32 protein-coding genes and 2 pseudogenes are annotated in these 23,229 nt (G+C 67.3%); 20 read left to right on the forward strand and 14 right to left on the reverse strand.

Translation table 11 applies throughout. From position 1 onward, the window contains the following. The first annotated feature begins 242 nt into the window (after positions 1–242). Positions 243–542, forward strand: a complete 300-nt coding sequence (locus tag ACWZEH_RS19880; protein WP_384013510.1) for a WXG100 family type VII secretion target — start codon at positions 243–245, stop codon at positions 540–542. Positions 543–613: 71 nt separating this feature from the next. Here the strand turns inward: ACWZEH_RS19880 and ACWZEH_RS19885 are convergent, their stop codons facing one another. Continuing rightward, complete coding sequence (locus tag ACWZEH_RS19885) at positions 614–1,054, reverse strand: hypothetical protein (protein ID WP_456192505.1); 441 nt, start codon at positions 1,052–1,054, stop codon at positions 614–616. A gap of 393 nt (positions 1,055–1,447) precedes the next feature. Between ACWZEH_RS19885 and ACWZEH_RS19890 the strand changes: the two genes are divergently transcribed. From ACWZEH_RS19890 to ACWZEH_RS19910, 5 genes are read left to right on the forward strand one after another with little or no spacing between them, the layout of a single operon-like run. After that, the gene (locus ACWZEH_RS19890) at positions 1,448–1,759 is read left to right on the forward strand and encodes a WXG100 family type VII secretion target (protein ID WP_456192506.1); all 312 of its coding nucleotides are present in this window, start codon (positions 1,448–1,450) and stop codon (positions 1,757–1,759) included. After that, a complete protein-coding gene (locus ACWZEH_RS19895) occupies positions 1,756–3,015 on the forward strand; it encodes a putative T7SS-secreted protein (protein ID WP_456192507.1) in 1,260 nt (419 codons plus the stop codon). The genes ACWZEH_RS19890 and ACWZEH_RS19895 overlap by 4 nt, the downstream gene beginning before the upstream one ends. 12 nt (positions 3,016–3,027) lie before the next feature. Further along, the gene (locus tag ACWZEH_RS19900) at positions 3,028–3,600 is read left to right on the forward strand and encodes a hypothetical protein (protein ID WP_456192508.1); all 573 of its coding nucleotides are present in this window, start codon (positions 3,028–3,030) and stop codon (positions 3,598–3,600) included. Beyond that, on the forward strand, positions 3,597–4,295 hold the full coding sequence (locus tag ACWZEH_RS19905) for a hypothetical protein (protein WP_456192509.1): 699 nt from the start codon (positions 3,597–3,599) through the stop codon (positions 4,293–4,295). The genes ACWZEH_RS19900 and ACWZEH_RS19905 overlap by 4 nt, the downstream gene beginning before the upstream one ends. Next, positions 4,292–4,849 carry a hypothetical protein gene (locus tag ACWZEH_RS19910; RefSeq protein ID WP_456192510.1) on the forward strand — a complete coding sequence of 186 codons (558 nt, stop codon included), beginning with the start codon at positions 4,292–4,294 and terminating at the stop codon, positions 4,847–4,849. The genes ACWZEH_RS19905 and ACWZEH_RS19910 overlap by 4 nt, the downstream gene beginning before the upstream one ends. Positions 4,850–5,036: 187 nt before the next feature. On the opposite strand, the gene ACWZEH_RS19915 is transcribed toward ACWZEH_RS19910, so the two are convergent. Continuing rightward, a complete protein-coding gene (locus tag ACWZEH_RS19915; protein WP_456192511.1) occupies positions 5,037–5,345 on the reverse strand; it encodes a hypothetical protein in 309 nt (102 codons plus the stop codon). A gap of 56 nt (positions 5,346–5,401) precedes the next feature. Continuing rightward, positions 5,402–5,854, reverse strand: a pseudogene (locus ACWZEH_RS19920) (hypothetical protein); the annotation flags it as partial. 342 nt (positions 5,855–6,196) lie between these two features. Between ACWZEH_RS19920 and ACWZEH_RS19925 the strand changes: the two are divergent. After that, positions 6,197–7,120: a DUF1963 domain-containing protein gene (locus ACWZEH_RS19925; RefSeq protein ID WP_456192512.1), complete on the forward strand. Its 924-nt coding sequence runs from the start codon at positions 6,197–6,199 to the stop codon at positions 7,118–7,120. 44 nt (positions 7,121–7,164) lie between these two features. Here the strand turns inward: ACWZEH_RS19925 and ACWZEH_RS19930 are convergent, their stop codons facing one another. Next, complete coding sequence (locus ACWZEH_RS19930; RefSeq protein WP_456192513.1) at positions 7,165–7,284, reverse strand: DUF397 domain-containing protein; 120 nt, start codon at positions 7,282–7,284, stop codon at positions 7,165–7,167. A gap of 105 nt (positions 7,285–7,389) precedes the next feature. On the opposite strand from ACWZEH_RS19930, the pseudogene ACWZEH_RS19935 reads away from it, so the two are divergent. Then, positions 7,390–8,162 (forward strand): annotated as a pseudogene (locus tag ACWZEH_RS19935) (transposase family protein). Here ACWZEH_RS19935 and ACWZEH_RS19940 read toward each other — a convergent pair. After that, positions 8,148–8,540, reverse strand: a complete 393-nt coding sequence (locus tag ACWZEH_RS19940; protein ID WP_456192514.1) for a hypothetical protein — start codon at positions 8,538–8,540, stop codon at positions 8,148–8,150. The pseudogene ACWZEH_RS19935 and the gene ACWZEH_RS19940 sit on opposite strands and share 15 nt — an antisense overlap. Before the next feature lie 213 nt (positions 8,541–8,753). Then, a complete protein-coding gene (locus tag ACWZEH_RS19945; RefSeq protein ID WP_456192515.1) occupies positions 8,754–9,392 on the reverse strand; it encodes a hypothetical protein in 639 nt (212 codons plus the stop codon). Between the two features lie 288 nt (positions 9,393–9,680). Between ACWZEH_RS19945 and ACWZEH_RS19950 the strand changes: the two genes are divergently transcribed. The 3 genes from ACWZEH_RS19950 to ACWZEH_RS19960 are packed head-to-tail and all read left to right on the forward strand — an operon-like array spanning position 9,681 to position 10,645. Continuing rightward, the gene (locus tag ACWZEH_RS19950; protein WP_456192516.1) at positions 9,681–9,923 is read left to right on the forward strand and encodes a hypothetical protein; all 243 of its coding nucleotides are present in this window, start codon (positions 9,681–9,683) and stop codon (positions 9,921–9,923) included. Further along, complete coding sequence (locus tag ACWZEH_RS19955; RefSeq protein WP_456192517.1) at positions 9,880–10,239, forward strand: hypothetical protein; 360 nt, start codon at positions 9,880–9,882, stop codon at positions 10,237–10,239. The genes ACWZEH_RS19950 and ACWZEH_RS19955 overlap by 44 nt, the downstream gene beginning before the upstream one ends. A gap of 31 nt (positions 10,240–10,270) precedes the next feature. Continuing rightward, positions 10,271–10,645 (forward strand): hypothetical protein, encoded by a 375-nt coding sequence (locus ACWZEH_RS19960; RefSeq protein WP_456192518.1) that lies wholly within the window; start codon positions 10,271–10,273, stop codon positions 10,643–10,645. Between the two features lie 148 nt (positions 10,646–10,793). On the opposite strand, the gene ACWZEH_RS19965 is transcribed toward ACWZEH_RS19960, so the two are convergent. The 8 genes from ACWZEH_RS19965 to ACWZEH_RS20000 form a co-directional block, all read right to left on the reverse strand. Further along, the gene (locus ACWZEH_RS19965) at positions 10,794–11,102 is read right to left on the reverse strand and encodes a helix-turn-helix domain-containing protein (RefSeq protein WP_456192519.1); all 309 of its coding nucleotides are present in this window, start codon (positions 11,100–11,102) and stop codon (positions 10,794–10,796) included. Beyond that, positions 11,099–11,479: a type II toxin-antitoxin system RelE/ParE family toxin gene (locus ACWZEH_RS19970; protein WP_456192520.1), complete on the reverse strand. Its 381-nt coding sequence runs from the start codon at positions 11,477–11,479 to the stop codon at positions 11,099–11,101. Before ACWZEH_RS19970 ends, ACWZEH_RS19965 begins: the two co-directional genes overlap by 4 nt. 218 nt (positions 11,480–11,697) lie before the next feature. Continuing rightward, positions 11,698–12,777 carry a hypothetical protein gene (locus ACWZEH_RS19975; RefSeq protein ID WP_456192521.1) on the reverse strand — a complete coding sequence of 360 codons (1,080 nt, stop codon included), beginning with the start codon at positions 12,775–12,777 and terminating at the stop codon, positions 11,698–11,700. Then, positions 12,774–13,445, reverse strand: coding sequence for a hypothetical protein (locus ACWZEH_RS19980; RefSeq protein WP_456192522.1), 672 nt, complete (start codon positions 13,443–13,445; stop codon positions 12,774–12,776). The genes ACWZEH_RS19975 and ACWZEH_RS19980 overlap by 4 nt, the downstream gene beginning before the upstream one ends. A 184-nt stretch (positions 13,446–13,629) precedes the next feature. After that, positions 13,630–14,160, reverse strand: a complete 531-nt coding sequence (locus tag ACWZEH_RS19985) for a hypothetical protein (RefSeq protein ID WP_456192523.1) — start codon at positions 14,158–14,160, stop codon at positions 13,630–13,632. Continuing rightward, positions 14,144–14,635, reverse strand: a complete 492-nt coding sequence (locus ACWZEH_RS19990; RefSeq protein WP_456192524.1) for an RNA polymerase sigma factor — start codon at positions 14,633–14,635, stop codon at positions 14,144–14,146. The genes ACWZEH_RS19985 and ACWZEH_RS19990 overlap by 17 nt, the downstream gene beginning before the upstream one ends. Before the next feature lie 113 nt (positions 14,636–14,748). Then, positions 14,749–15,372 (reverse strand): class F sortase, encoded by a 624-nt coding sequence (locus tag ACWZEH_RS19995; RefSeq protein ID WP_456192525.1) that lies wholly within the window; start codon positions 15,370–15,372, stop codon positions 14,749–14,751. Next, positions 15,369–15,767 (reverse strand): sortase-dependent protein, encoded by a 399-nt coding sequence (locus ACWZEH_RS20000; protein WP_456192526.1) that lies wholly within the window; start codon positions 15,765–15,767, stop codon positions 15,369–15,371. The genes ACWZEH_RS19995 and ACWZEH_RS20000 overlap by 4 nt, the downstream gene beginning before the upstream one ends. Before the next feature lie 601 nt (positions 15,768–16,368). Here ACWZEH_RS20000 and ACWZEH_RS20005 point away from each other — a divergent pair. The 9 genes from ACWZEH_RS20005 (at position 16,369) to ACWZEH_RS20045 (ending at position 23,226) form a co-directional block, all read left to right on the forward strand. Further along, the gene (locus ACWZEH_RS20005; RefSeq protein ID WP_456192527.1) at positions 16,369–17,100 is read left to right on the forward strand and encodes a hypothetical protein; all 732 of its coding nucleotides are present in this window, start codon (positions 16,369–16,371) and stop codon (positions 17,098–17,100) included. A 17-nt stretch (positions 17,101–17,117) separates the two neighbouring features. Further along, complete coding sequence (locus tag ACWZEH_RS20010; RefSeq protein WP_456192528.1) at positions 17,118–18,089, forward strand: hypothetical protein; 972 nt, start codon at positions 17,118–17,120, stop codon at positions 18,087–18,089. Then, entirely contained in the window at positions 18,086–19,393 is a 1,308-nt protein-coding gene (locus ACWZEH_RS20015; RefSeq protein WP_456192529.1) for a TadA family conjugal transfer-associated ATPase, read from the forward strand. Before ACWZEH_RS20010 ends, ACWZEH_RS20015 begins: the two co-directional genes overlap by 4 nt. Before the next feature lie 109 nt (positions 19,394–19,502). Next, complete coding sequence (locus tag ACWZEH_RS20020; protein ID WP_456199713.1) at positions 19,503–20,492, forward strand: type II secretion system F family protein; 990 nt, start codon at positions 19,503–19,505, stop codon at positions 20,490–20,492. A 14-nt stretch (positions 20,493–20,506) separates the two neighbouring features. Beyond that, a complete protein-coding gene (locus ACWZEH_RS20025) occupies positions 20,507–21,415 on the forward strand; it encodes a type II secretion system F family protein (RefSeq protein ID WP_456199715.1) in 909 nt (302 codons plus the stop codon). Positions 21,416–21,535: 120 nt separating this feature from the next. After that, a complete protein-coding gene (locus ACWZEH_RS20030) occupies positions 21,536–21,787 on the forward strand; it encodes a hypothetical protein (protein WP_456192530.1) in 252 nt (83 codons plus the stop codon). A 69-nt stretch (positions 21,788–21,856) separates the two neighbouring features. Beyond that, complete coding sequence (locus ACWZEH_RS20035) at positions 21,857–22,306, forward strand: TadE/TadG family type IV pilus assembly protein (RefSeq protein ID WP_456192531.1); 450 nt, start codon at positions 21,857–21,859, stop codon at positions 22,304–22,306. Further along, positions 22,307–22,768: a TadE/TadG family type IV pilus assembly protein gene (locus ACWZEH_RS20040; protein ID WP_456192532.1), complete on the forward strand. Its 462-nt coding sequence runs from the start codon at positions 22,307–22,309 to the stop codon at positions 22,766–22,768. After that, positions 22,765–23,226: a TadE/TadG family type IV pilus assembly protein gene (locus tag ACWZEH_RS20045; protein WP_456192533.1), complete on the forward strand. Its 462-nt coding sequence runs from the start codon at positions 22,765–22,767 to the stop codon at positions 23,224–23,226. Before ACWZEH_RS20040 ends, ACWZEH_RS20045 begins: the two co-directional genes overlap by 4 nt. Positions 23,227–23,229 lie beyond the last annotated feature (3 nt).

The raw sequence follows: 23,229 nt of genomic DNA on the forward strand, positions 1-23,229 counted from the left end.
GCGGGGAGGACGTACGGCGTTCCCATTGGCAACGTCGTGCACGACTTCACGCCGCCGCCTCCACAAAGCGGGGATGTGGCATCGCAGTTGTCCCCCGTAAGCTGCTGCCGCAAGAGCGGACGATCACCCCGCTCGCCACATGCGGCTCATGCGCCGCAGAAGGCGAGGCGGTGGGCCGGTAGTTCCGCAAACAAGGGAGCCACGGGGGTTGGCCCTGCGGCATTGCGAGAGGAAGCGGCTTCATGGCCAAGGACCTTGACATTACATATCAGGACATGCGGGAAGCGGCCAAGCATGTCGTGAAGGAGAAGGAGAAGCTCCAGGAAAAGCTGGACGGCCTCCGCAAGTACATCAACAACCTGGTCAACTCCGGTTACGTCACGAAGAGCTCCTCCAAGGCCTTCGACGAGAACTTCGACGAGTTCACCAACGGCGCGAAGACGACCCTCGACGGCCTCGACGGCATGGGCGACTACCTGACCATGGCCGCCGACAAGTTCGAGCAGATCGACGACGAACTGGCGAAGCAGGCTCGCAAGTAGGGGTGCGGTACCTGCCCGGTGCGGCAGCGGATGTTGAACGCACCGGGCAGGTGCCCGGTGGACGGGCCCTGTCAGTTGTCGGGGAGGGGCTGCCGGAGCGCGTACATGTGGAGGTCGCTGCGGAGCTCTTCCGTCTCGACGCGCAGCCAGGACCCGTCCTGGAAAAGGATCAGCAGCATCCTCGTCTCGAGCTCACCGGAGAAGGGGTCGATGAGGGTCGCTTCGGTGGTGGGGAGACGGGCGACGATCTCCATGTGTTTCTCCCGTCCCACGCTGACGCGCCGCGGTGGAGCGGCGAGGACAACCCCGTCCCGGGTCGCGAGCAGAAGTCGCTGGTGGTGGGTCGAGTGGGTGTACCAACGCAGCAGGAACTGACCGGCGTTGCCGTGCCAGTTCCCGTCGAAGACCTTGTCGAGGCCCTGTTGGGCGATGGTGGCGTCCCGACGTCGCTTCTCGTCCTCCCCCTTGGCCCGCAACCGCTCCTTTTCGTCCCTCGCGTCAAGGGATCGCATGACTGCTTCTTCTATTTTGGCCAGAAGCTCGAAGAACATGATGACGGGTATGAACGGTGCACCGAGCACTGCACCGGCCATGCCCAATGGGGGCATCCTGGCAGGGCGGAGCCGAGGGTTGTCCGCGGCCTGGAGCACATCCGCCGGGGGGTGTGGGATCTTGTTGATCGTGCACCAGCCGGCTGCCTCGGCGTGGACGCCAAGGCGGTCCGTTGCCACGCGCTGCTTACGCCTACGTGTCACGTCGAGACTCTCCTTGCCGACGCGGAACAGGACCGGTGTGTCGAGAGCGTATCCCGCACGGGGTGACATGAGGTGTAAGAGACCTTAATCGTGCCCGCACTCGTCGGATTCCATCGAGGACACTCGTAGAGTCGTAGAGGGGAATTAAACATGGGGGACCACATAAAGGCGGATCTCTCCGCCATCAAGCAGTGTTCACGCGATCTGACGAAAATTCATGGCGAGTTCGAGCGAAACGGAAATCCTGCGGACGAGTACGGTCGGGCGGTAGGTCACGGAGGACTCAAGGACGCCTTCTCGGATTTTGGGGACACCTGGAAGAAAACCCGAAAGAATCTGATGAAGGAGCTTGAGAAACTGGCCGAGTTCACCCGGACCGCCGCCAAAGCGTACGACGAGATCGACCAGGAGTTGGCCAAGGCGATCCGGGATGCCAAGGCGGAGAGCAAGGGGAAGAAGTGAGCAGGAGGGACGAGGACTGGCCGCCTCTGTGGCACGACGACCCGACACCGGGCGACCCCGAGGAAGTGGCGGAACTCGGGCGCAAGTTGCGCAAGATGGCCGACATGATCGACGAGCAGTCCCGGGTCATCAAGGCCCTTGCCTCGGTGGAGGGCTGGGACAGCGAGGCCGGAAAGGGCTTCCACGAGATCGCCGGTGGCACGGCGGACAAGCTGAGGAAATCCTTCGAGCGGTATGACGAGGCGGCCAAGGCCATCGGCGAGGAGGTGCACGAAGGGAGCTCCGACCAGTTCGCCGGCGAAATGCGCCGCGCGCAGAGGAAGGCGGACAAGGCGCTCGCGGATTATCGTGAGGCCAAGGCCGACCACGACCTCGCGGACGGTGAGGTGAGGAAGGTCACCGACAAGTATCCCGCGCAGAATATTCCGGCCGCGGAGAAGGAGGAGTACGAACGCTGGGTCAAGAAGCGCGACGAGGCACTGCGCCGCATCGGTGGCGCGCGCAAGTTGGTGAAGGACGCCAGGGACATCTATGACGACGCGGGTGACAAGGCCGCCCGTCATATCAAGAACGTCGTGCACCACGATGCGGTCCGGGACCCGGGTGGAATCATGAACTGGCTCGCGGACCATGCGGACTGGTTTTCCGCCGCTGCGACGGTGCTTGCAGTTGCCGCTCTGGTCGCGGCCGTGGTTCTGACGGGCGGCATACTTGGCGTCATCCTGGTCGGCGCAGCCGCGGCCGCCAGTGCCATTGCTTTGACCGGGCGCCTCTACGACGTCTTCGCGCGAGGAGGAAAGCTTGATCTGATGAAGATCGGCTTGGACGTGTTGGGCATCATTCCCGGTCTCGGCGCCTTGAAGGGGTTCACTGCGGCGGCAAAGGGGGCGCGCCTGCTCACCGCGAGGAGAGCCGTCTGGGCCGGCTTCACCAACGGCTTCGCGGTGAAGAACTTCAACAAGGGCGTCGTCTGGGCTTCCAAATACTTGACCAGCAAGGGCATCACCAAAGTGAAGTTGCCGGCGAACGGTTTCGATCCGGAACTCGTCACGCGCTACATCAAGGGCGCGTCCCTGGTCAATCTTGGAGTGCAGAGTGCTGTGAGGATCAAGAACAGGTTCGATGAGGTCGGCGACTCACCCGACAGGGTCAGGTCGCCCACCGTGGTTCCGGGGCCCACGCCGTCACCGTCGCCGCAACCGAGTCCGAAACCGTCATCGAAGTCGTTCCACGCGGCTCTGACGCCCGCTGCGTAAGGAAGGTGACCCATGAGTGATTACCGTGACCTGGAACCCGGTAAGTTCGTCGATGACCAGGGGACCGTCCACGACATGGTCCGCTCGTCCGTCATAGCCGCCGTCCCGGAGGCCAAGGCAGCGGCGGAAGCCTACGGGCGGGAGGTCCGCTTCGACTTCCTCGACGACAGTGCCGTGCACTGGATGCTGTTCCAGCGGCGGGAGGACACGGAGAAGGCCAGCATCATGGGCTGCCTGTTCGCCGTGCCGCTGATCATCTTCGGGTTTGGTGCCTGGCCCTTCTGGGATCTGGTCGCATCCCAGAAGTCGCGCCAGTTCCAGGTCGCCTTCATCGTTGTGGAGGCTCTGATCCTCTGCGCCTTGATCGTCGGCGCCTACCTCGTTCGACGGCCCAGCCTGCTCGACCCCGTCGTACGGAATGTGCGCTGCCGAGCCCGGCTCTATCGCAGGATTGCCGGAATCGCTCGCAAGGGGGGCGCCGACATCCCACGCCTGTACCCCTACTACGGCATGTACGCCACCTCGCGAAAATTTTTCCCCGAAGCGCCCGACCGTCCTGTGCCCGAGAAGGGAGAGTCGTCGTGACGACCCAGACCGAACTCGGAGAGCTGATACCCACCCAGCCTGCCCCGACCGCACTGCGCGCGGACGACATTCACGTCCGCTGGGTGATGCCGGAGAACTTCCACGATATTCCGATCCACGCCACGGACGACGACGAGGCAGTACGGCTGCTGGGTGAAATCGTGGGCAAGGCGCTCCCTGGTGCCGGGGAAGAAGCGCAGACGGCGCTCGCGGTCACGTGTGCGCTGGGCGTCGACGAGTTGCTGGCCGCCGGGGCGGAGTACGCCGGAATCTGCGTTACTGCGATCGATGAAACCCCGTGCACCGCGACGGTGTTCGCCGCCCTGCTCGATAGCCCGGACGCCGCAGATGTGCCGGACATGGCGAAGGTGATCGCCGCGAGCCTTCGCCGTCTGGACGACGGCGAGGTGTCCCGGATTGAGCTCCCGTGCGGATTTGCCGTCTCGTACATTGGCACACGGGACGACAAAATGATCGGCGAACTCACGCAGTCAGGTGAGGATTTCACGTTTCCGACGTCGTACATACGCGTCTATGTCCCCCTTCCCAATGCCACCACGCTCATGATGGAGATGTCGACGCCCACCATGTCCGGCTGGGACATGTTCTCCACGATGTTCGGCAACATCGTCAGCAGCATCCGCCTGTTCCACGCAGACGGCTCACCTCTCATCACCTCGGCGGCGGAAACGTGACCGCCACCGTGCCCGACGCCCCTCCCTCGGACTACCGTCTCCTTGTCCCCCGCGACTGGTTCCGGGTCGACCTTGTGCAGGAACGCTGGCGCGGTCAGCTGAAGACCTATGTGGACAGGGAGTTCGCCGGCAGCGGCATCTCGGCGGAGGTCGTGCGCCAGATATGGGTGACGCTGCGCAACACCGCGGAGAACGGCCTCAATCGCGGTGCCCTGGAATTCTATTTGCGGTCGGAGGTGCCTGAGGGCTCCGTCCCACCGGCCTCCTTGCTGATCTCGTGGCCACCGATGGCCCGAGGGGCGGCCCCGAACCCCGAGGAACTCGCCGAGGCACTGGCTCGCCACAGTGCTCTCGGGGCCGACATCGGCGTCATCGACCTTCCCGCGGGCCGGACGGTCCGGTCCCGGATGGAATCCAACCTGGACTTCCATGTCCGGATGCCCGGAAACGCCGGCTACCTCCATCTCGCATTCTCGATGCCACTGAGCGGAACGGAGGGGCCCATGGGTGACCTGTGCGAGGCCATGGCCCATTCGCTTCGGTGGGTGGCGTGAGGAGGACGGCGTCACTTGAGGGCTGCCGCCCATACGGTCAACGCGGTGAAGTCGTCCGGAGTCAGACCGAGTCGAGGGGCGGCCTTGTGCAATAGGGCGGGGCCGGTGTGGTGTTTCCCGACCCAGGCGCCGCGTGGTCGTCCGAGGTGTCCGTACCCGCGCCGGGGCCCTGGGGTTCCGGCTACCTCTACTTTCCCTTCTTCTGGGCTTTGGTCGCCTTGAGTGATTCGGCCAGATCGAGGTCGAGCTTGTCGAATGACTCACCGATGGCGTTGATCATCTTCACGGCGTCGTGTGTGTGCTTGCCAAGCTTCTTGATTCCGTGGCCCCCGTCGTCGGCGAAGTCCTGTACATCCTTGATGAGTTTACTCTCGCCGACGGCCGAGGCATCGGCGCTTCGAAGGCTGCGGCGGGTGGTCTCCATGCGGTCACTGATGGAGGAAAGGGTTTTCTTCAGCTGCACGAAGACGGTGTCTTCTGGGCGTAAATCACTCATGCCGGATTTCTGTTTCTATGGCTAATTTCCGGTTTACGTCTCGGTGGTCGGTGTGCTCATCGGTTTACTTCTTGGACTTCCTGGACGATGACGTCCTGGTCGTTGCCGAAGGTCCCGTCGGGCAGGCCGCCTCCCGCACCACCGCTGCCCGTCCAGTCGACCTCCCAGGTGATGGTCGCCTGCATCTTGAAGGTGCCGTCGCCCGAGGAGTGGAGGTACTTGATGCCGCAAGGCGGGTCCTTATCGGCCTTGCCGCTGGCATACGGCTGACCGATGGATCCGTCGCCGTTGATGGTGCACTTACCGGAGGCGGGGTAGGTCTCGGCGTCCTGTGTGCCTGGGTCGAGTTGGAGGGACATCGGCTTGGCCGTCGTCGTGGCCTGGATATTGACTCCGCCGACGTCGAGCGACGCGGTGACCGACACCTCTTGGAACTTGGCCTTGTCGAGCCAAGCCCAGGTGGGCAGGTTGACCTTGGTGGCGTTCTGAGGGGCGAGGCTGACAGTAGTGAGCCTTTTTCAACCTCACTCCCGGTGACGATGTGGGGCGGTGATGGATTCGATGTGTTTTTGGCAGAGCTGGCGGAAGATTTTCGTGGGTGAACGGTGCCCGAACCTGGTGTTCCTTGGAACGGGATCCGACGGTCTCAGCCAAGCGTGTAGAGCCCCATGTCCAACGGACATGGAGCGCCACCATCCATCCCCCGGCGACGAGTGGCACTTCGAAGGCAGGACTGATCACGCTCCCGGAGAGGACATGCGACCTCGCCTTGGAGCTGCGCGGCTTCCTGGAGGCGGATCCGCTGGGATGATCCAAGGTGACCGACCACTCGCATCCACCACGTACAACCCATGCCCGCCAACACCCCGACGGCACAGCCGAGTTGGAAAGAGTTTATCTTATCGGACGTGGATCATCAGGGAGAGTTTCGTCGGGCAGCGCTTGAGTTGGGCATCCCGGACGACGAGATCAGCAGGTTCAGCCAGCACCTTCGTTTGGCGATCGGACTGTCCGGGGATGGCGATGGTTCTCCGGTCGGGCACATCGGTGGGTTGCCCCGGCTGCCGGTGGGCATGAAGTGGCCATCCGCCGGGGACATTCCGTTGCCGTTGCTCCTATCCGTCGATTGTGGGGCGCTGCCGAGGGTCGACGGCTTCGACCTGCCGGCGGACGGGACGCTGCTCTTCTTCGTTCACCAAGAGAGAGACTTCGGCGAACTGGGGGCCTATCCGGGGCAGTACGCGCGAGTCGTGTATGTACCGGACGGCACCGAAACCGAGGTCGCGGAACCCCCCGACTCCGAGGGTGTCGGCAAGCGGATCGACGTCTGCGCCGAGCTCAGAGCCGATCTACCCCTTTGGCTCGAGGAGGGCGAGGACGAGGACTGGCACGAGTTCTGGGAGGATCTCGAGTCGGACGACATGTCACCCTTCCAGCAGCAGTTGGCTCGGTACATGGAGCGTGAACTGCCGCACCTGGACGAACTTCGGTCTCTGGCCTACGGCCTCTGGTCGTCCGGCGCCTACCTCGTCATCGGCGGGTATGCCGATGACGAGAGGACGGTCGGCAGCATCACGGCGAAGACCCTCACGAAGGGACAATGGTTGCCCTTGCTGGACGAGGACGCGCTTCGGCTGGCGAGCGAATGGATACCGCTCGCCAATGAAGGACGGATCTACGAGGAGTACTACACGAAATTTATGATCCGCCACGACGACCTGGCCGCCGCTCGGTGGGACAAGGCGCTGACCGTGACCATTTTCGATGCCCCGTGAACAGGTTCGACGCACCTCTGCCCCGGGGGTCTGGCGGAGGCTGCTCACAAAGGCTGTCCAGGCGTCCGCGCCATGGTCACGACCGGGCCGGTAGGGGTCTTGCTGTCGCGGACGGGAACGGTGGGACAAGCGTCGCTCCGGGCCACCTCGACACATTGAGCCATTGCCAACGCGCGGCCTGAGCTAGTCGGTTGGTTCGGCAGATGGGCGAAGCCTCTGGTAGACGGGGTTCACGACCAAGATCACCCGGTACCCACCAGAGGCTTCGTGTGCTTGTCTACCCCTGCGGGCTGGACGTGTCCAGTCGATCCCTGTCCTTCCTCGCCGCTCACCTCCGCGAACACCGCCGTCGGATCAGAAGCCGCTGGCGCAGGCTCCCGGTCGGCAGTCAAGCCCTGCTGGTGTTGGCCCATCTGCGGAACGGAACCACGTACGCCCGACTTGCAGCAGGTTTCGGGATCGGGACGAGCACCGTCTACCGCTACATCAGCGAGGCCGTCGACCTGCTGGCCGCACTCGCACCGACCCTCAAGGAAGCCGTCCTCGCTGCTTCGACGAAGGCATACGTCCTACTCGACGGGGGACGCTCCTGCCCATCGACCGGATCGCCGCAGACCGGCCCTTCTGCTCCGGGAAGCATAAGAAGCACGGCATGAACGTGCAGGTCCTCGCCGATCCGTTCGGCCGACTGCTGTGGGCCTCGCCCGCACTACCTGGGGCAGCTCACGACGTTCGCGCGGCCCGTGAACACGGCATCATCAACGCCCTCGAACAAGCCCGCATGCCTTGCTGGGCGGACAAGGGCTACCAGGGCACCCGCGACACGATCCGGGTTCCCGTCCGCGGCCGATGGGAGACGCTATCCGCAGGTCAGCAGGCCGTGAACCGATCCCACGCCAAGATCCGTGCCCTGGTTGAACAAGCCATGGCCACCCTCAAGAGCTGGCGACTCCTCCGCAAACTCCGCTGCTCGACCACCCGCATCACGGGCCTCGTCCAGGCCGTCCTCACCCTGCATCACGCCAGTTCAACCGCAGGTTGAAAAGACCTCAGTGTCGGGCACCTTGATTCTGCTGTAGGCGAGCTGGGCGAGGATCTCTGGTGTGACTGCGTTTTCTGCGTTCGGAGTCTCCCCGTTCTCCACCCAGAACGTTCTTGAATCGCAGGCAAATGCCGCCGGATCACCTGCATCCGTCCGACTCTCGTTCCGGACTGACGTCCACCAAATACCCTTGCCAGCCTCAGACTTGTTGAAATCCTCGTACGGATTTCCGTTGACGTAATGGTCCTGCGCGATCTGGTAGGCCTCTCCTATCCCGCTGGCATGTGCGACGTTCCACTCATTCCGGAACTCCTCAGCGAACTCGTCAGGAGTCCATTTGGGTTCGTACCAGCAGGCAGGCGGAGTCCAGTCGCCCATGGGGGTGAATCCGCCTGAAGCTTCGGCCTTCTGTCCTCCGGTTGAACCGGTGAAGATGATGCGTGACTCGAGCGTCTGACCTCCATCCTGATCGTTGTTCCCCTCGACATCGAATTGAGACCCCCCCGGGGTCCTTGGCGAAGGCGGTGTTCGCGGTGAGGAGTACGCAACTGAGTGCCAACGCTCCCGATGCTGCGGCGAGCCGTGCCTTGTTCACTGGGCGCACGTCTTACTTCCTCGTACACTCGTACCGTCGACCGTCTGCCAAACACCTACCTCATTCTTCTCGAGGCGTGTGTTGTACAGCACGTACGAGTCGTCTGTGGCCGGGACCTTGTCGACCTTGCCGGTCTTCAGGTCCTTGTTGTGGGCCTTCGTCTCATCGGCGCAGAACGAGGCACCCGCGGACTTGCTGTCGAAGACCTTGACCTTGGGGCTGAAGTACCGGGTCGTGCCGATATAGGTGACCCCGGCATCCAGCCACTTCTCCACCCATTTCACGGACGAGGTCAGAGCCTTGCCCTTGTAGTAGAACGTCAGCCCTGCTGTGTCCGTCTTGCCGTTGACGATGGCGTGGTTCATGGCGGTCTGCGCTCGCGCTGCGTCGGAGAGAATCGCGTCCTTGGCGGCGTCGCCGGTCTCCCAGCTCTCGAAGAGATCCTCCACTCCATCCGGCAGGCTCGTCTCCGGGCGCTCGACGGAGTCGGATGTGTCCGCGCTCGGTGCTGCGGGTGACGCGGTGTCACCGGTATCGGCACCTGCGATCTCATCTTCGTTCTTGGGGTCCCCGCTCGTGCCGCAGGAGGTCAGGAACAGTGCTGCAGTCGCGACAAGCGTGGCAACGACGGGCAAAGGACGGCGCTTCAGGGTTGCTCCCCATGAGACAAAGGGCCAGTCAAGGGATCTGACGGTATCGGTGAGGTTCCCGGTTTCGCCACCGCGAACTACTCCCGGAAACAGGGCAACCCTGCGTGTACTGCTCCTTCGGGGCGCGGATACACCCCGATCGTTCCCACTTGTCGTATCGGGCGAGTGCGTCCTCCAAACGACGATCCTGGCGGGCGCCGAGCACGTTTCCAGTTGCTTCCTGCGCATGTCTGACGGAGAACTGTCCCGAGGGACCCTGTGCGTACTCATCATGTGAAAGAGACGTCCGGCCGATATGACGTCGGCCAGGAGATCACGGTGATCGAGGACCCCGAGGGGAAACTGCGCCCTCAGACACCCGGCCAGGCAGACGCCACCGGCGAGGCGATCGGCTCAGCGGCGTTCGCGCTCGCGGCACTTGGCTCCGTCGGCTGGATGACCTGGCGAGGCTCGGACACCGCGAGGAGCCGCGATGCCCGCAAACGGGGCCTGGGGCTCCAAGAGCGTCACCCGTGACCGCTCCGCGCAGGCGGAACAGGAGGAGAAACTCCGAGAGGCCCTGCGTACCTACCCTGCCGACCGCCGTGGCGACATCAAGGTGGAACTCGAGGAGTACCCCGATCTGTCACAGAGGGCGGCGCGCTGCCGGGTGCTTCGTGAGCGCCGGCTGATCGGCACTGTGTACGGCAAGGTGGCCTTTACGGGTGATCCGCTGGACCGGAGCCGAAGGTGCCCGGCGGCGGGCGATGGCATGCCGTGCAGCGACCGGGGTCGGGCATGGCAGGCCCTGGTCGGGCGAAAACGCGGCCGCTCGCGCCCCGGCCAGCCATGATGCGGGTAGGAGGTGAGCTGCCGTGTCCGTGATGAGTGAATTGATCGAGCGAGATGCCATCCCCGAGGGATACAAGGTCGAGGTGTTCGACGGCAGGGTGATCATGACGTCGCAGAGCCCGGAACGGTACTGGACCGTTTCTGACGTCAAGGACGCGGTCAAGGCCTCCGGCATCGCGCGGGAGCGTGTCTTCGGCGACGTACCCATCACGTTCCCCATCGACTTCTACATGATCGCCGATCCCCTCAGGACGACGGTCACCCTGATGTCCGAACCGCACGCCGCGGGGTACGCACGGGTCGTCGAGATTCCGTACGGCGAACCGGTCAGCTTTACCCCGGCCACCGGGGAGCGGGTCGAGATCGGCACAGGAACCTTCCCGACGCGTGATGCGGGCGGAGCATGATCCCGGGCCGGCGTGCATCAACGGCCCTGCTGAGGGTCCAGTGCACAGCTCTCATGCGGTGGTCCCCCTTGCGGCACTGGTCCAGGGCTGCTGTCCGTCTACGGCGTTTTGCTGCCCTACACCGCAAGATGATACCGGGTTGCGCGGGTCAGGCCGCGTGATCCTCGAAACGGAACTCGGGACTTGTACGAGGATCGATGCGGGCGCCGGCGTCCATTGCTGTGGCCAGGCATTCGATCAGATCGAGGGTGGGGTCGACGCCGCTTTCCTCGATGGCTTCGATGTCTTCTTTGGAGAGTTCGGCACGCCGGGCCAGCTCCGCAACGCTCCAGCCGAGGGCTGAGCGCCGGTCGTAGACGGCCTGGGCGAAGTCCATGCGGCGACCCGCGGCACGGTAGGCAGGATCCTCCCGGTGTTCCGGCGGGACGTTCCAGGTGGTGTGGTATCCGCTGCTCATCGGACCTCCTCGTCCCTACTGTAGACGTCGTGCTCACCAGCTGGTGCGTGCTCCGCCTCGCACACTTTCTTCGCTCGTTGGGCTCGGCAGACTTCATCCCTCTCACGCATTCTGGTCTTGCGGAAGACGGTGAGAAGGACCGCGCGACGTCCTGGAGCGAGCCAGTAAGTGACCCGCACTGGACCGATGCGCAACTCTCGCAGTCCTTCTCCGAGGTGGCTGGCGAGGGGGAACGGCAGCGCCGGGCCGTCGGTGGCAAGGCGGTCCGCGAAACGTTCCACGGCCTTGTGATCAAAGGGCCCGAGCGTTTCCAGCCACACGCGCACTTCTGGCTCGACTTCGATGGTGTAGAGATCCGAGCCCGGCGGCTCCGACACGACCGTTCCGTTCGTAGGGCGAAATCATGGGCAGGGGTGGTGCTCACACCATCCTTCAGTCCGCTGGTTCGCGGGCCGATCCACCTGGTATTCACCTGAACGGGGGTGGCATGGCAGGTTCAGCGGAACGTCCACAACAATGAACAGCACAGGACGCACAGGCTCTCCCGCCGCCTTGCCGTTAGGCTTTGTACTCGGGTTCGCTCGATGGCAACGGATCAGCGGTTGATGGACTGGATCTCCTGGACCGCAACTGCCTGGTCGTTGCCGAAGGTGCCGTCGGGCAGGTCGCCGCCGGTGCCGCCGGTGCCGGTCCAGGCGATCTCCCAGGTGATGGTGGCCTGGAGATCGTAGGTGCCGTCGCCGGAGGAGCGGAGGTACGTGATTCCGCAGGGCGGAGTCCGGTCGGCCTTGCCCTTGGAGTAGGGCTCACCGATGGAACCGTCGGCGTTGATGGTGCACTCGCCGGAGGCCGGGTAGGTCTCGGCGTCCTTCGTGCCCGGCTCCAGTTTGAGGGACACCGGCTTGGCCGTCGTCGTGGCCTGGATGGCGAAGCCGGGGACGTTGATGGCCGCCGTGGCCTGGACTTCGTCGAAGACGGCTTTGTCGAGCCAGGCCCAGGTCGGCAGATTCACCTTCGTGGTCTCCTCGGGGGCGAGGCTGACCTCGGTGTCGGGAAGTTGCATGTGCTGGTAGGCGAGAGCGGCGAGTATCTCGGGGGTGATGGCCTCCTCGTACTGGGGCGGCGGAGCCTCGCCGTTGTCGACCCAGAAGGGGAGGTCGGTGCAGGAGCTCCGCTTGAGTACGTCAGGTTCGTTGGGGTTCTCGACACCGGCCCAGAACATCCCCTCGCCGTCCCTATCGACGTTGTAGTCCTTGTAGCCGGGGGTGTCGGACCAGCCGTACGCGTCCTCGTAGTGGCGCTGCAACTCGCTGAGAGCCGCACCTGCGTGGCCGCCCATGCCGGGCGCGTTCATCTGGCTGTCGATGTCCTTGGACATCTTCTTCTTGAAGTCCTCGGCGCCGAGGTAGGGGGCGTACCAGCAGGGTGGTGGCGTCCATTTGATGTCGGAGGACGTCACGTTGCCGGTGCTGCCGTTCTTGGCGACGGATCCGGAGTACTGGATGCGTGCGGCGGCGTAGATGCCGGTGTCGTCGCCTCCGCCTCCTTGTTCGGTGCTGGCGCCCTTGTCGGAACCCACCGGTTTCGCCGCATAGGCGGGTCCAGTGAGGACGAGGGTGCTGAGGGCCAACGTCAGTGTCGCGGTGCCGACGAACGTGCGAAGTGTCCCCTTCACCGGCACTTCGCCGCCTTCGTCTCGACAAACACCTTGGACGCCTGCCACAGGCCGTCGCCTGTGGGGTGCTTGACCATGATGATCTTGTAGTGGTCGAAGTCCTCGATGCTGGGCTCGGTCTCGAGGACCTTCTCGGTTTTGATTTCCTTGCCGTAGAACTTGCCCGAGTCCGCACAGAACGCCACCTCCACCGACGTGCCGTTCTCGGCGGACCGGGTGGTGGCGTCGTAGTGGCGCAGTGTGCCGGTGGCGGTCCAGCCGCCTTCGATCCAGGCGTTGATCTGCGTTTCCGCGTAGTTCAGCCCCTCACCGGTGGCATAGGTGGCCACGGACGCATCCTCGGTCGTGCGCTTGTCGACGCCCCGGTAGATGCCACGGAAGAAGTTGGCCGCGTCGGACATGGCAGCCGCCTCGTTCTGGTCCTTCGGCTTCTCCCAGTCGAAGACCAGGTTCATGTCCGCGGGCAGGGACACGTCCACGCCGTCCGGCTTGTCCTCTGCCGGTGCTCCCGAGGGCTCCGCCGACTTCGTCGGCGCCTCTGTGTCCTGGTCGGCGCCGGCGATCTTGTCAGCGGTCTTCCCGCTGTCGTCCCCGCCCCCGCAGGCGGTCAGAAGCAGGCTTGCGGCGGCGGCGAACGCGGCAGCAACGGGCAATGAGCGGCGCTTCACAGTGACTCCCCGTGAGACAGATGTGCAGTCAAGGGCCATGACGGTATCGGTGTTGTTCTCGGTTTCGCCACAGCGAACTTGTGCAGCCCCGATGTCCACAACTCCGCCCGGTGGCCGAGTCGCCGGCGTCCCTCCTCGTGCGTCCGGTACGGATTCAGCCGCGCCCCGTGCCCTCCCCGTGCCCTCAGCGCCGGGTGTCGACCGAGGGGATTGCCGCGTCGGGGAAACGGAGTGCCGACGGCTCGGTCGTCGGCGGAGCCGTTCTCGTCGGCGACCCGGTCGGGGCCCCGGGCGTTGCGCCGACGGGGGCCGACGGGGGCGGCGAGCTGGTCGGGGCGGCGGTCGGGGCCTGCGGGACCGGGGAGGGACCGTCTGCTTCGGGCGCCCTGCTCGGGGCCGGGTCCGGTGTCGGCGCGGTGGAGGGTGCCGGCACGGCGGACGGGCTGGTCGCGGGCAGCGGCGGGGCCATGGGAGGCGTCGAGGGCCCGGGGGAGTCGGAGGCCGACAGGCGCAGTGGCAGTACGACGAGCGCGGCGACGCCGCAGGCCACGGCGGCGCCGGCCGCCCCGCGCAGCAGCTTGCGGCGGGCCGCGCCGCGACGGATCGCCTTGTAGCGGCCGGGCGGCGGGCCGAGATGCTCCGAGGGAGGCCGCAGGATGACGGTGAGCGGGTCGTCGGGGTCGAAGTCCGGGCCCTCGTCAGAGTGTGTGATCAAGGCTTCTCCTCAGGTGGGCGCGGAGCAGTTCGCGGGCCGCGTGGAGGTCGGCCTTGACGGTCCCTTCCTTGCGTCCGGTCAGGACGGACACCTCCCGGATCGGCATGTCGGCGTAGTAGTGCAGCAGGATCGGGATGCGCAGGCGCTCCGGCAGTGCCTGCACGAGCAACCGCACCGACGGGTCGGCCTGTTCGGGCTGTGGGCTCAGGGAGGCCTCTGTGGTGGCCCGGCGCACGGCCCGGCGTTCCCGCTCCAGTTTGCGCCAGTGGTCCCGGACGAGGTTCGCCGCGGTGACGTAGAGGAAGCCCCGAGGTTCCGACACGGTGGTCCAACGGGCCCACAGCCGCGTGAACGCCTCCGAGGCGATCTCGTGGGCCGTCTCGTCGTCGTCGACCAGCCGGCGGCACCAGCCGGCGAGACGCGGGTAGAGGGCGGCGAACAGCTCGGACGCTGCCTTCTCGCGGGACCGTTTCAACGTTCTCCGTGTTCTTCGTGGCCGTGGGGGTGTTCGTGAGGACGTGTCGAAGACCCTGGGTCACCGGGCCGGGTTCCATCCCGGCCCGGTGACCCAGAGATCCGGTGGGCGGCTCAGGTCTTCGGGCCGGTGGAGCTCGAGGCGGCGAAGACGATCACGTTGTCGAGGTATTCGTCACCGACGCGCCGGCCGCCGCACGTGATGAGCCGAAGCTCCGGCCGGTCGACGTTCCCGTACACCTCGTCCGACGGGAACTCCGCCTTCGCGACCCTGCGCACCGAGGTGACGGTGAACACCGCCGTCCCGCCGTTCTCCAGGTGTGCCTCGATCCGGTCGCCCCGGTGCAGCGCGGACAGGTGCCGGAAGACCCCGTCCCCGTGGGACCCGACCGTGACGTGGCCGACGATCACCGACGGTCCGGTCTGTCCCGGCGTCGGCGAGTGCTCGTACCAGCCCGCCCGGTCGTGCGCCGTGATCGGAGGCACCCGCATACTGCCGTCCGGGGCCAGGCCCAGCCGCATGACCGGGGTGTCGACCCCGATGGCCGGTACCCGCAGCCGGAGCGGGACCGAACGCCCCCGCGCGTGCGACGACTTCGCGGGCGGCCGCGCGGAGGACGGTGAGCTTGCGGCGTCCGTGCCCGTGCCCGTGTCCCGCTCGGTTGGACGGCCGCCACAGCCCACGAGCAGCGAGGTCAGGGCCGCGGTGGTGAAGGCGCGCCTGGAGAGCGGGCTCATGCCCCGGTCGCGCGCCGACGACGTACGAGGAAGGCCGCGCCGGCGACCAGGACGACCGCCGTGGCGGCGCCCCCGCCGACCAGCGCGCCCTCGTTGCCCGAGCCCGACGCCGTCGGCGTCACACCGGTGTTCGGCGCTCCGCTGGGCACGACGGGCACCTGGGCCCGGGGCGGCTCGGTGGAGGGGACAGGGCTCGCGTCGGTGGCTTCGGAGGGGACGGGGGTCGCGTCGGTGTCGGGGGCGGGGGCAGGGGTCGCTTCCTGGCGCGGAGGCTCGGTGGTGGCAGCCCGGGTGGGTGCCGGGGTCGGGGACCCTCCGTCGGCGAACGCGGGCACCGCGCCCGCCAGTACGACGGTGCACGCGAGTGCCATGGCACTGAGGCCGGTTCGGCGCATGAATCGCTCTCTTTCGTCGGTCCACCCGCCCGGTGGGCGCGGCGGACTGCGTTACGGATCGAGCGGAGAGACGAGGCAGCGGGGGAGCGGGTTGTAAAGAGAAGGCAAAGCCGTGAGGCCGGTGTCGCCGCCGGACTTGAGTCCGTGACCTCGGTTCCGTGAGGAGGAGGAATGCACGTTGGACGGTCAAGTCGAGTGGTGACGGCAACAGTTCGCGTGAGCGAGTCGTGCGGGGTTCATGGGTGGGGTGTGACGGACCGGGTGGGCGGAGTGGGTGGTCGGCGGGCTCGGCGCTTCGCCGGTGCACAGGGGGTGGGCTGTGTCTTGGTGCAGTTCCCGACGGAGTTGCCCAAGGGTGAAATTGCAGATCAGTAACGGTGTGTCATGTGGTGTCCGTGACGTTGGGTGTGCCTTGAGGGGCTGATGTGTGACTGGTACGGTGCGATGGCTTGACACTCACCTCGACGCTGGCTATTTGTCCAGGCCGGCCCGGTGGTTCCGGCCGTGTCCCGCATGTCTGTGCGCGAGCGGACGTGGGTGAAGTGTCCTGATTTCCGGGGTACTTGGCAGACATCATCTTGGGTGTACGGGGAGCGGTGGCGTGAAGATCCAGGAGCGTACGGGGGCGGGCGCGGGGCGTCCCGCTGCTCCGGCCCAGCCGTCGGTCGGTGACCGGCTTCCCACTCCGCCGCGCGAGCGCAAACCCGCGTTGGCCGCGCTCGCGGTGCTGCTGATCCTGGTGGGCGCGCTCGGTGCCACGATGCTGGTGCTCCAGGTCGGGGACCGGATCGAGGTCGTCAAGGTCACCAAGGAGATCCCGGCGGGGCAGTCGGTCAACGGCAGCAACGTCGAGTCCGTGCTCGTCGTCGACGACCCGGAGATCAACTACGTCCCGTGGACCCAGTTGTCCGCGCTGAAGACGCTCAAGGCCGTCAGCACCATCCCGGCCAACGTCGTCGCCGTCGGCGACATGTTCGGTGACGGGGCCAAGATTCCGGACGGCAAGTCCGTCGTCGGCCTGTCCCTCAAGGAAGGGCAGTACCCGGCAGGGATCGACGGCGGCGACACCGTCGCCGTGTACCGCGTCGGGGGTGCCGGGCCGAGCTCCGGGGACGAGGCCGACGAGGACGGCGGTTCCGCGGCGGGCAACAGCGATTCCCTGATCGTCGAGCAGGCTCGCGTGGAGTCCGTGCCCAGGCAGGGGGGCGACAGCAGCGTCGTCAGCAGCACCAACCTGCCCGTGACGCTGCTCGTCGACAGCGCCCGGGCGGCGGCACTGACCCAGGCCGCCTCCAACGGCGAGGTGGCACTCGTCCTCGTTCCTGGCAATTAGAAGGCGGCACCCCACTCATGGCCCTGATCGCCCTCGCCGCCGACAAGGGTTCCCCCGGCGTCACCACCGCGGCCGTCGCTCTCGCGGCGGTCTGGCCGCGGCGTGTCCTGCTCGCCGAGACCGACCCGGCGGGCGGTGACCTCGTCTACCGCAGCGCCGCCGCCCACGGCGGTCCGCTCAACCCCAACACCGGCATGCTGTCCATCGCCGCCACCGCGCGGCGCGGGCTCGTGCCCGACCAACTGTGGGACCACGTCCAGCCGTTGAGCGGCGGACTCGAAGTGCTCGTCGGACTCGGCAACTCCGAGCAGGCCGCAGGCCTCGCCGGGCTGTGGCCGACCCTCGGGCACGCCTTCGCCTCCCTCGCCGACTCCCCGCACGCGGCCGCCGACGTCGTCGCCGACTGCGGGCGGATCAGCGGCGACACCCCGGCGGTCGAGCTGTTCCCGCACGCCTCCCTCGTCCTGCTCGTCTCCCGTACCGAACCGGAGGCCCTCGCCCGGGTCCGGGACCGTGCCGCCGCCCTGGCCGGCAAGCTGAACGGCGGTTCGCGTGTCGCCGGGCCGGGCAGCCCCGTGGTCGGTGTCGTCCTGATCGCCGACACCGGCAGCGCGGCCAAGCTCGCCTCCCAGGTCAACGACATGCTCGTGCACGCCCAGACCGGCGCCCGCGTGCTCGGCACCCTCGCCGACGACCCGGCCGGCGCCGAGCAGCTGGCGGGCCGCAGGCGGGGCCGGCTCGACAAGTCGCTGCTGATCCGCACCGCCCGCAAGGTGACCGCCGACCTGTACCAGCAGTACGGCGCCGCCTGGACGGCCTCCGCCCACGCCGCTCAGCCCCAGCAGCCGCACCAGCCCCAGCAGGGTCGGTACGCGCAGCAGGCGCACCACGCACCGCAGACTCAGCCGGGCCAGGCCGGTCGGCCCGGTCAGCCGGCCGCCCCGCAGGGCGGCCGGCCGTCCGACGGCCGCGCCGGAGCCGGGCGATGACCGCTGTCGACCACCAACTGGTCAAGCGGTTCCGACAGGACGCCGGCGACCGCATCTCCGAACAGCGCCGCCTCGACCAGGTCAACGGCGTCACGCCGATGTCCACCGAGGACGAGCGCCAGTTCGCGCGGGCCGTCATAGCGCAGATCCTCGAGGAGCAGGCCCGCTCCGAGATCAACGCGGGCCGTACACCGCTGGACGCCGAGACCGAGGAGCAGTACGCGGCCGCCGTGCACGCCGCGCTGTTCGGCGTCGGACGGCTCCAGCCGCTGCTCGACGACCCCGAGGTCGAGAACATCGACATCAACGGCTGCGACCAGGTGTTCGTCGGCTACGCGGACGGCCACGAGGTGCAGGGCGAGCCCGTCGCAGAGACCGACGAGGAGCTCATCGAGCTGATCCAGGTGCTCGGCGCGTACTCCGGTCTCTCCTCCCGGCCCTTCGACTCCGCGAACCCGCAGCTCGACCTGCGGCTGCCGGACGGGTCCCGCCTCTCCGCCGTCATGGACGTGACCAGGCGCCCCGCGCTGTCCATCCGGCGGGCCCGCATGGGCAAGGTGTTCATCTCCGACATGGTCGGGAACGGCACGCTCACCCCGGAGCTGGGGCACTTCCTGGCCTGCGCGGTGCGCGCCCGCAAGAACATCATGATCGCGGGAGCCACGAACGCCGGCAAGACGACGCTGCTGCGCGCCCTCGCCAACGAGATCCCGCCGCACGAACGGCTCATCACCGTCGAACGGGCCCTGGAACTCGGTCTCGACTCCTTTCCCGAACTCCATCCGAACGTCGTGGCGTTCGAGGAGCGACTGCCCAACTCCGAAGGGCAGGGCACCATTTCCATGGCCGAGCTGGTGCGCCGGTCGCTGCGCATGAACCCCTCGCGGGTCATCGTCGGTGAGGTGCTCGGCGACGAGATCGTGACGATGCTGAACGCGATGTCGCAGGGCAACGACGGTTCGCTGTCCACGATCCACGCCAACAGCTCCAGCGAGGTCTTCAACCGCATCTCGACGTACGCCCTGCAGGCGACGGAGCGACTGCCCATCGAGGCCAGCCAGATGCTGATCGCGGGAGCGGTGAACTTCGTCGTCTTCGTCGAGCGGCGCAACGAGTTCCAAAGCGGCGGCCGGCTCCAGCGCATGGTCACCTCCGTGCGCGAGGTCAACGGCGTCGACGGACGCGTCCTGTCCAGCGAGGTGTTCGCCCAGTCGTCCGACGGCCGGGTCGTGCCGCACGCCCCCATCTCCTGCCTGGAGGAACTGATGGCCTACGGCTACCGCCCCAGCGGAACGTGGGGGTGATGATCCGGTGACCCCTGCTACGACCACTACGACCCCGGACCTCCTTGCCGCCGCTGCCGACAACGCCGTTGCCGCAACGGACCTCACCGCCGCCGGATCGCTCGGCTCGATGGGCGGACTGTTCTCCACCACGGTCCTGTACGCGCTCGCGTGCGGCATCGCCGTCGGCGGCGGACTCGCCCTCCTCGTCGTCGCCGTACGCGGACTGCCCGCCAAGCCCGAGCACGAGAAGCAGAAGACGAGCGCGCGTGCCGCCGAGCTGATCCGGTTCGCGGGGCAGCGCGGCTCCCTCGCCGCGATCGTCGGCCTCGCCGTGCTGCTGCTGACCCGCTGGACCGTCGCCGGCGCCGCCGCCGCCGTCCTCGTCTTCTTCTGGGACCGCCTGTTCGGCGGAGCCGCGGAGGAACGGGCCGCCATGCGGCGCGTGGAGGCCCTGGCCTCCTGGACGGAGTCGCTGCGCGACACCATCGCCGGCGCGGTGGGCCTCGAGCAGGCCATTCCGGCGTCGGCGCGGGCCGCCGCGCCCGTCCTGCGCCCCCATCTCGACGCGCTCGTCGACCGGTTGCGCTCCCGCACCCCACTGCCCGAGGCGCTCCAGCATCTCGCCGACGAGATCGACGACGCCTCCGCCGACATCATCGTCGCCGCGCTCATCCTCAACGCCAAGCTGCGCGGCCCCGGCCTGCGGCAGGTGCTGGGCGCGCTGGCCAAGTCGGCGCGCGAAGAGGTCGACATGCGGCAGCGCGTGATGGCCCAACGGGCCTCCACCCGCAGGTCGGTGCAGATCGTCGTGGCCGTCACGATCTCGTTCGTCCTCGGACTGGCCATCTTCAACCGGGAGTTCGTCGAGCCGTACGGGACGGCGGTGGGACAGCTCGTCCTCGCGTGCGTCTGCGGGCTCTTCGCGCTCGGCTTCTGGTGGCTGCGCAAGCTGTCCACCATCGAGACACCCGAACGCTTCCTGGTGCGCGACGAAGCGGCGGTCCAGTTCGTGCGGCCCCGTACTCCGGGGACGGCGGCCGCCGCGGGGCAGACGGAACCGGGGCACGCGCCGTCGCTGCGGCTCCCGCACCAGCAGGGCAGGGGGGTACAACGGTGAACGACGAACTGACGATGCCGGTGGTCGTCGGCGCGGTCCTCGGACTGGGCGTGTACGTCCTGATCCGGGCCCTGATGCCCACCAGACGCAGCGCGGTCGCCCAGGTCGCCCGGATCGACGCGATGCGGGCGCGGGGCGCGGCGTACGAGTCGGCACGCACGCACAAGGACACCGGCCGGTTCGCTTCGCTGCGCGCCGAAGTGGGCTCGCGCATCGCCGAGTTCTATCTCCAGCAGGGCTGGGAGCAGCGCTCGCTGCGCGCCGACCTGGCCGTACTGGAACGCAGCTGGGAGAAGTTCCTGGCGACGAAGGTGCTGCTGGCGGCGGGGGGTCTGTTCTTCGGGCCGTTCCTCTTCGCCGTCGTCTGGACGCTCGGTTTCAGCCGCAGCCCGGTCGTCCCGGTCTGGCTGGCGCTGCTCTGCTCGGCCGTCTTCTTCTTCCTGCCCGACCTGGAGGTACGCCGGGACGCCGCCGAGAAGCGGCGCGACCTGCGCCGGGTCATCGGCGCCTATCTGGACCTGGTGTCGATGAGCCTGGCCGGCGGGCGCGGACTCCCCGAGGCGCTGATGGCGGCGGCCGAGGTGTCCGACGGCTGGGCGACGCAGCGCATCCGCAACGCCCTCGCCGACGCCCGGATCACCGGTATCAGCCAGTGGCAGGCGCTGGGGCAGCTCGGGGACGAGCTGGGCGTCGAGGAACTGAAGGACCTCTCCGCCTCCCTCGCCCTGGTCGCCGACGACGGCGCCAAGGTCCGCGAGTCCCTCGCCTCCCGCGCGGAGACCATGCGGCACCGCGAACTCTCCGAGATCGAGGGCAGCGCGGGCGAGAAGTCCCAGTCGATGCTCGTGGCGCAGCTGCTGCTGTGTGCGGGGTTCCTGGTGTTCCTGATCTTCCCGGCGGCGATGAGGGTGTTCCAGGTGTGAGAACCGTGAACGGGAGCGGTGCCGCCGCACATCACGGGCCCCGCACCGCCCCTTGCGAACCAACAGCCGTGAACCGTACGTCAGAGCATCTGTGAACCGCATACGAAAGGACGAAGCGTCATGAACGGACGTACCTTCCACACCGGCGTCCCCGCCGTGGACTTCCTCGTCACCTTCATGCAGGCCCGCGTGGAGCGCGCCCGCTCCGGCGAACTGGACCGCGGTGCCTCCGCGGTGGAGTGGGTCATCATCTCGGCGGTCGTCGTCGCGATCGTCGGCGTGGTCGCCGCCATCATCAACGCGGCGCTCAGCGAGGGCGCCAACAAGGTCGGCGACTGCATCAAGGGCGCGAACGCGGGCAGCACCTGCTGACCGTCCGTACTTTGTCACTGTCTTTGTCACTGCCGAACGTCTGACACCTGACGCCTACGGGGAACGGGGATGCCGGTGCGCGTACGTCGCTGGGTACGCCGACGGGTGGAGGCCGCCTTTGCCCGCGGCGACTCCGGCATGACCGCGATCGAGTTCGTGCTGCTCACTCCGGTCCTGTTCTTCATGATCTTCGCGACGGTGCAGTTCGCGCTGTACTTCTTCGCGGACCACGTCGCCCAGGCGGCGGCGCAGGCGGGCGCGCGCGAGGCGCGGGCGACGGCGCACGACCAGCCCGGCGGCTGGCGGGGCGAGGCACAGGACGTGGTGGACAGCTACATCCGGCAACTGGGGCCGCAGTTGGTGCTGTCGCCGGACGTGCGGATGCTCCAGCCGGAGCAGGACACGGTGGGCGTGGAGATCACAGCACGCATCCCGACGGTGTTCCCGGGCCTCGACCTCACGGTGCACGCCCGGTCGGCGGGGCCGGTGGAGCGGTTCGTGGAAGAGGGGGAGAACTAGATGGACCTCCCCCTTCGGCCGGAGCGCCGGGAGCCGGTGGACGGCCGGGGCCTGTCCCGCCGGCCACCCGCGGACGACCGCGGCCTGTCCACCGTCGAGGTGGTGATCCTCGCCCCGGTGATGATCCTGTTCATCCTGGTGCTGGTGGCGTTCGGACAACTGGTGAGCGGACGCGGCGCGCTGGACGGCGCCGCCCGGGACGCGGCACGCGCGGGCTCCATCCAGAAGGACCACGCGCGGGCGATGGCCGAGGCACGCGACGCGGCCGAGGCGAACCTCGCGGACATCTGCTCGGGTCCGGTGAACGTCGTACAGACCAGTCCGGGCTTCGAACCGGACACCCTTTTCACGGTCGAGGTGAGCTGCGAGGTGCGCGGTCTGGCCACGCTGGGCCTGAACATTCCGACGACCCTGTCCGCGAGCTTCAGTTCACCGCTGGACCCGTACCGGAGGACGGCGTGAGGACACATGTGCGTACGCGGCCGGCGCGTCGCGGTCCCAGGTTCGACGACCGTGGCTCCGGCGCCGGCGCGGTCATCGTCTTCGCGCTGGTCTTCATCTCCCTCGCGGCCTTCGTCATCGACGGCGGCCTCTCCATCTCCCAGCGCGAACGCGCCGCGGACATCGCGGAACAGGCCGCCCGCTACGCCGCCCAGGACATCGACCGCGAGGCCCTGTACGAGAACGTGGACGAGCCCGCGCCCATCAACTACGAGAACTGCGACGCCCGGGTGAAGGCCTTCGCCCGCGAGATGGACATGTCCGGCGCGGACGTCGCCGGTACGCACTGCGTGGCGGCGAGCCCGCAAGGAGTCGAGGTGCAGGTCCAGTTGACGTACTCGCCCGTCTTCACCGGTGTGTTCTACGGCGGGGACGTGGTGGTCCGCGGCCAGGCGGTGGCGGAGAACGAGGTCGGCTGAGCC

Source organism: Streptomyces yamdrokensis (assembly GCF_053890455.1).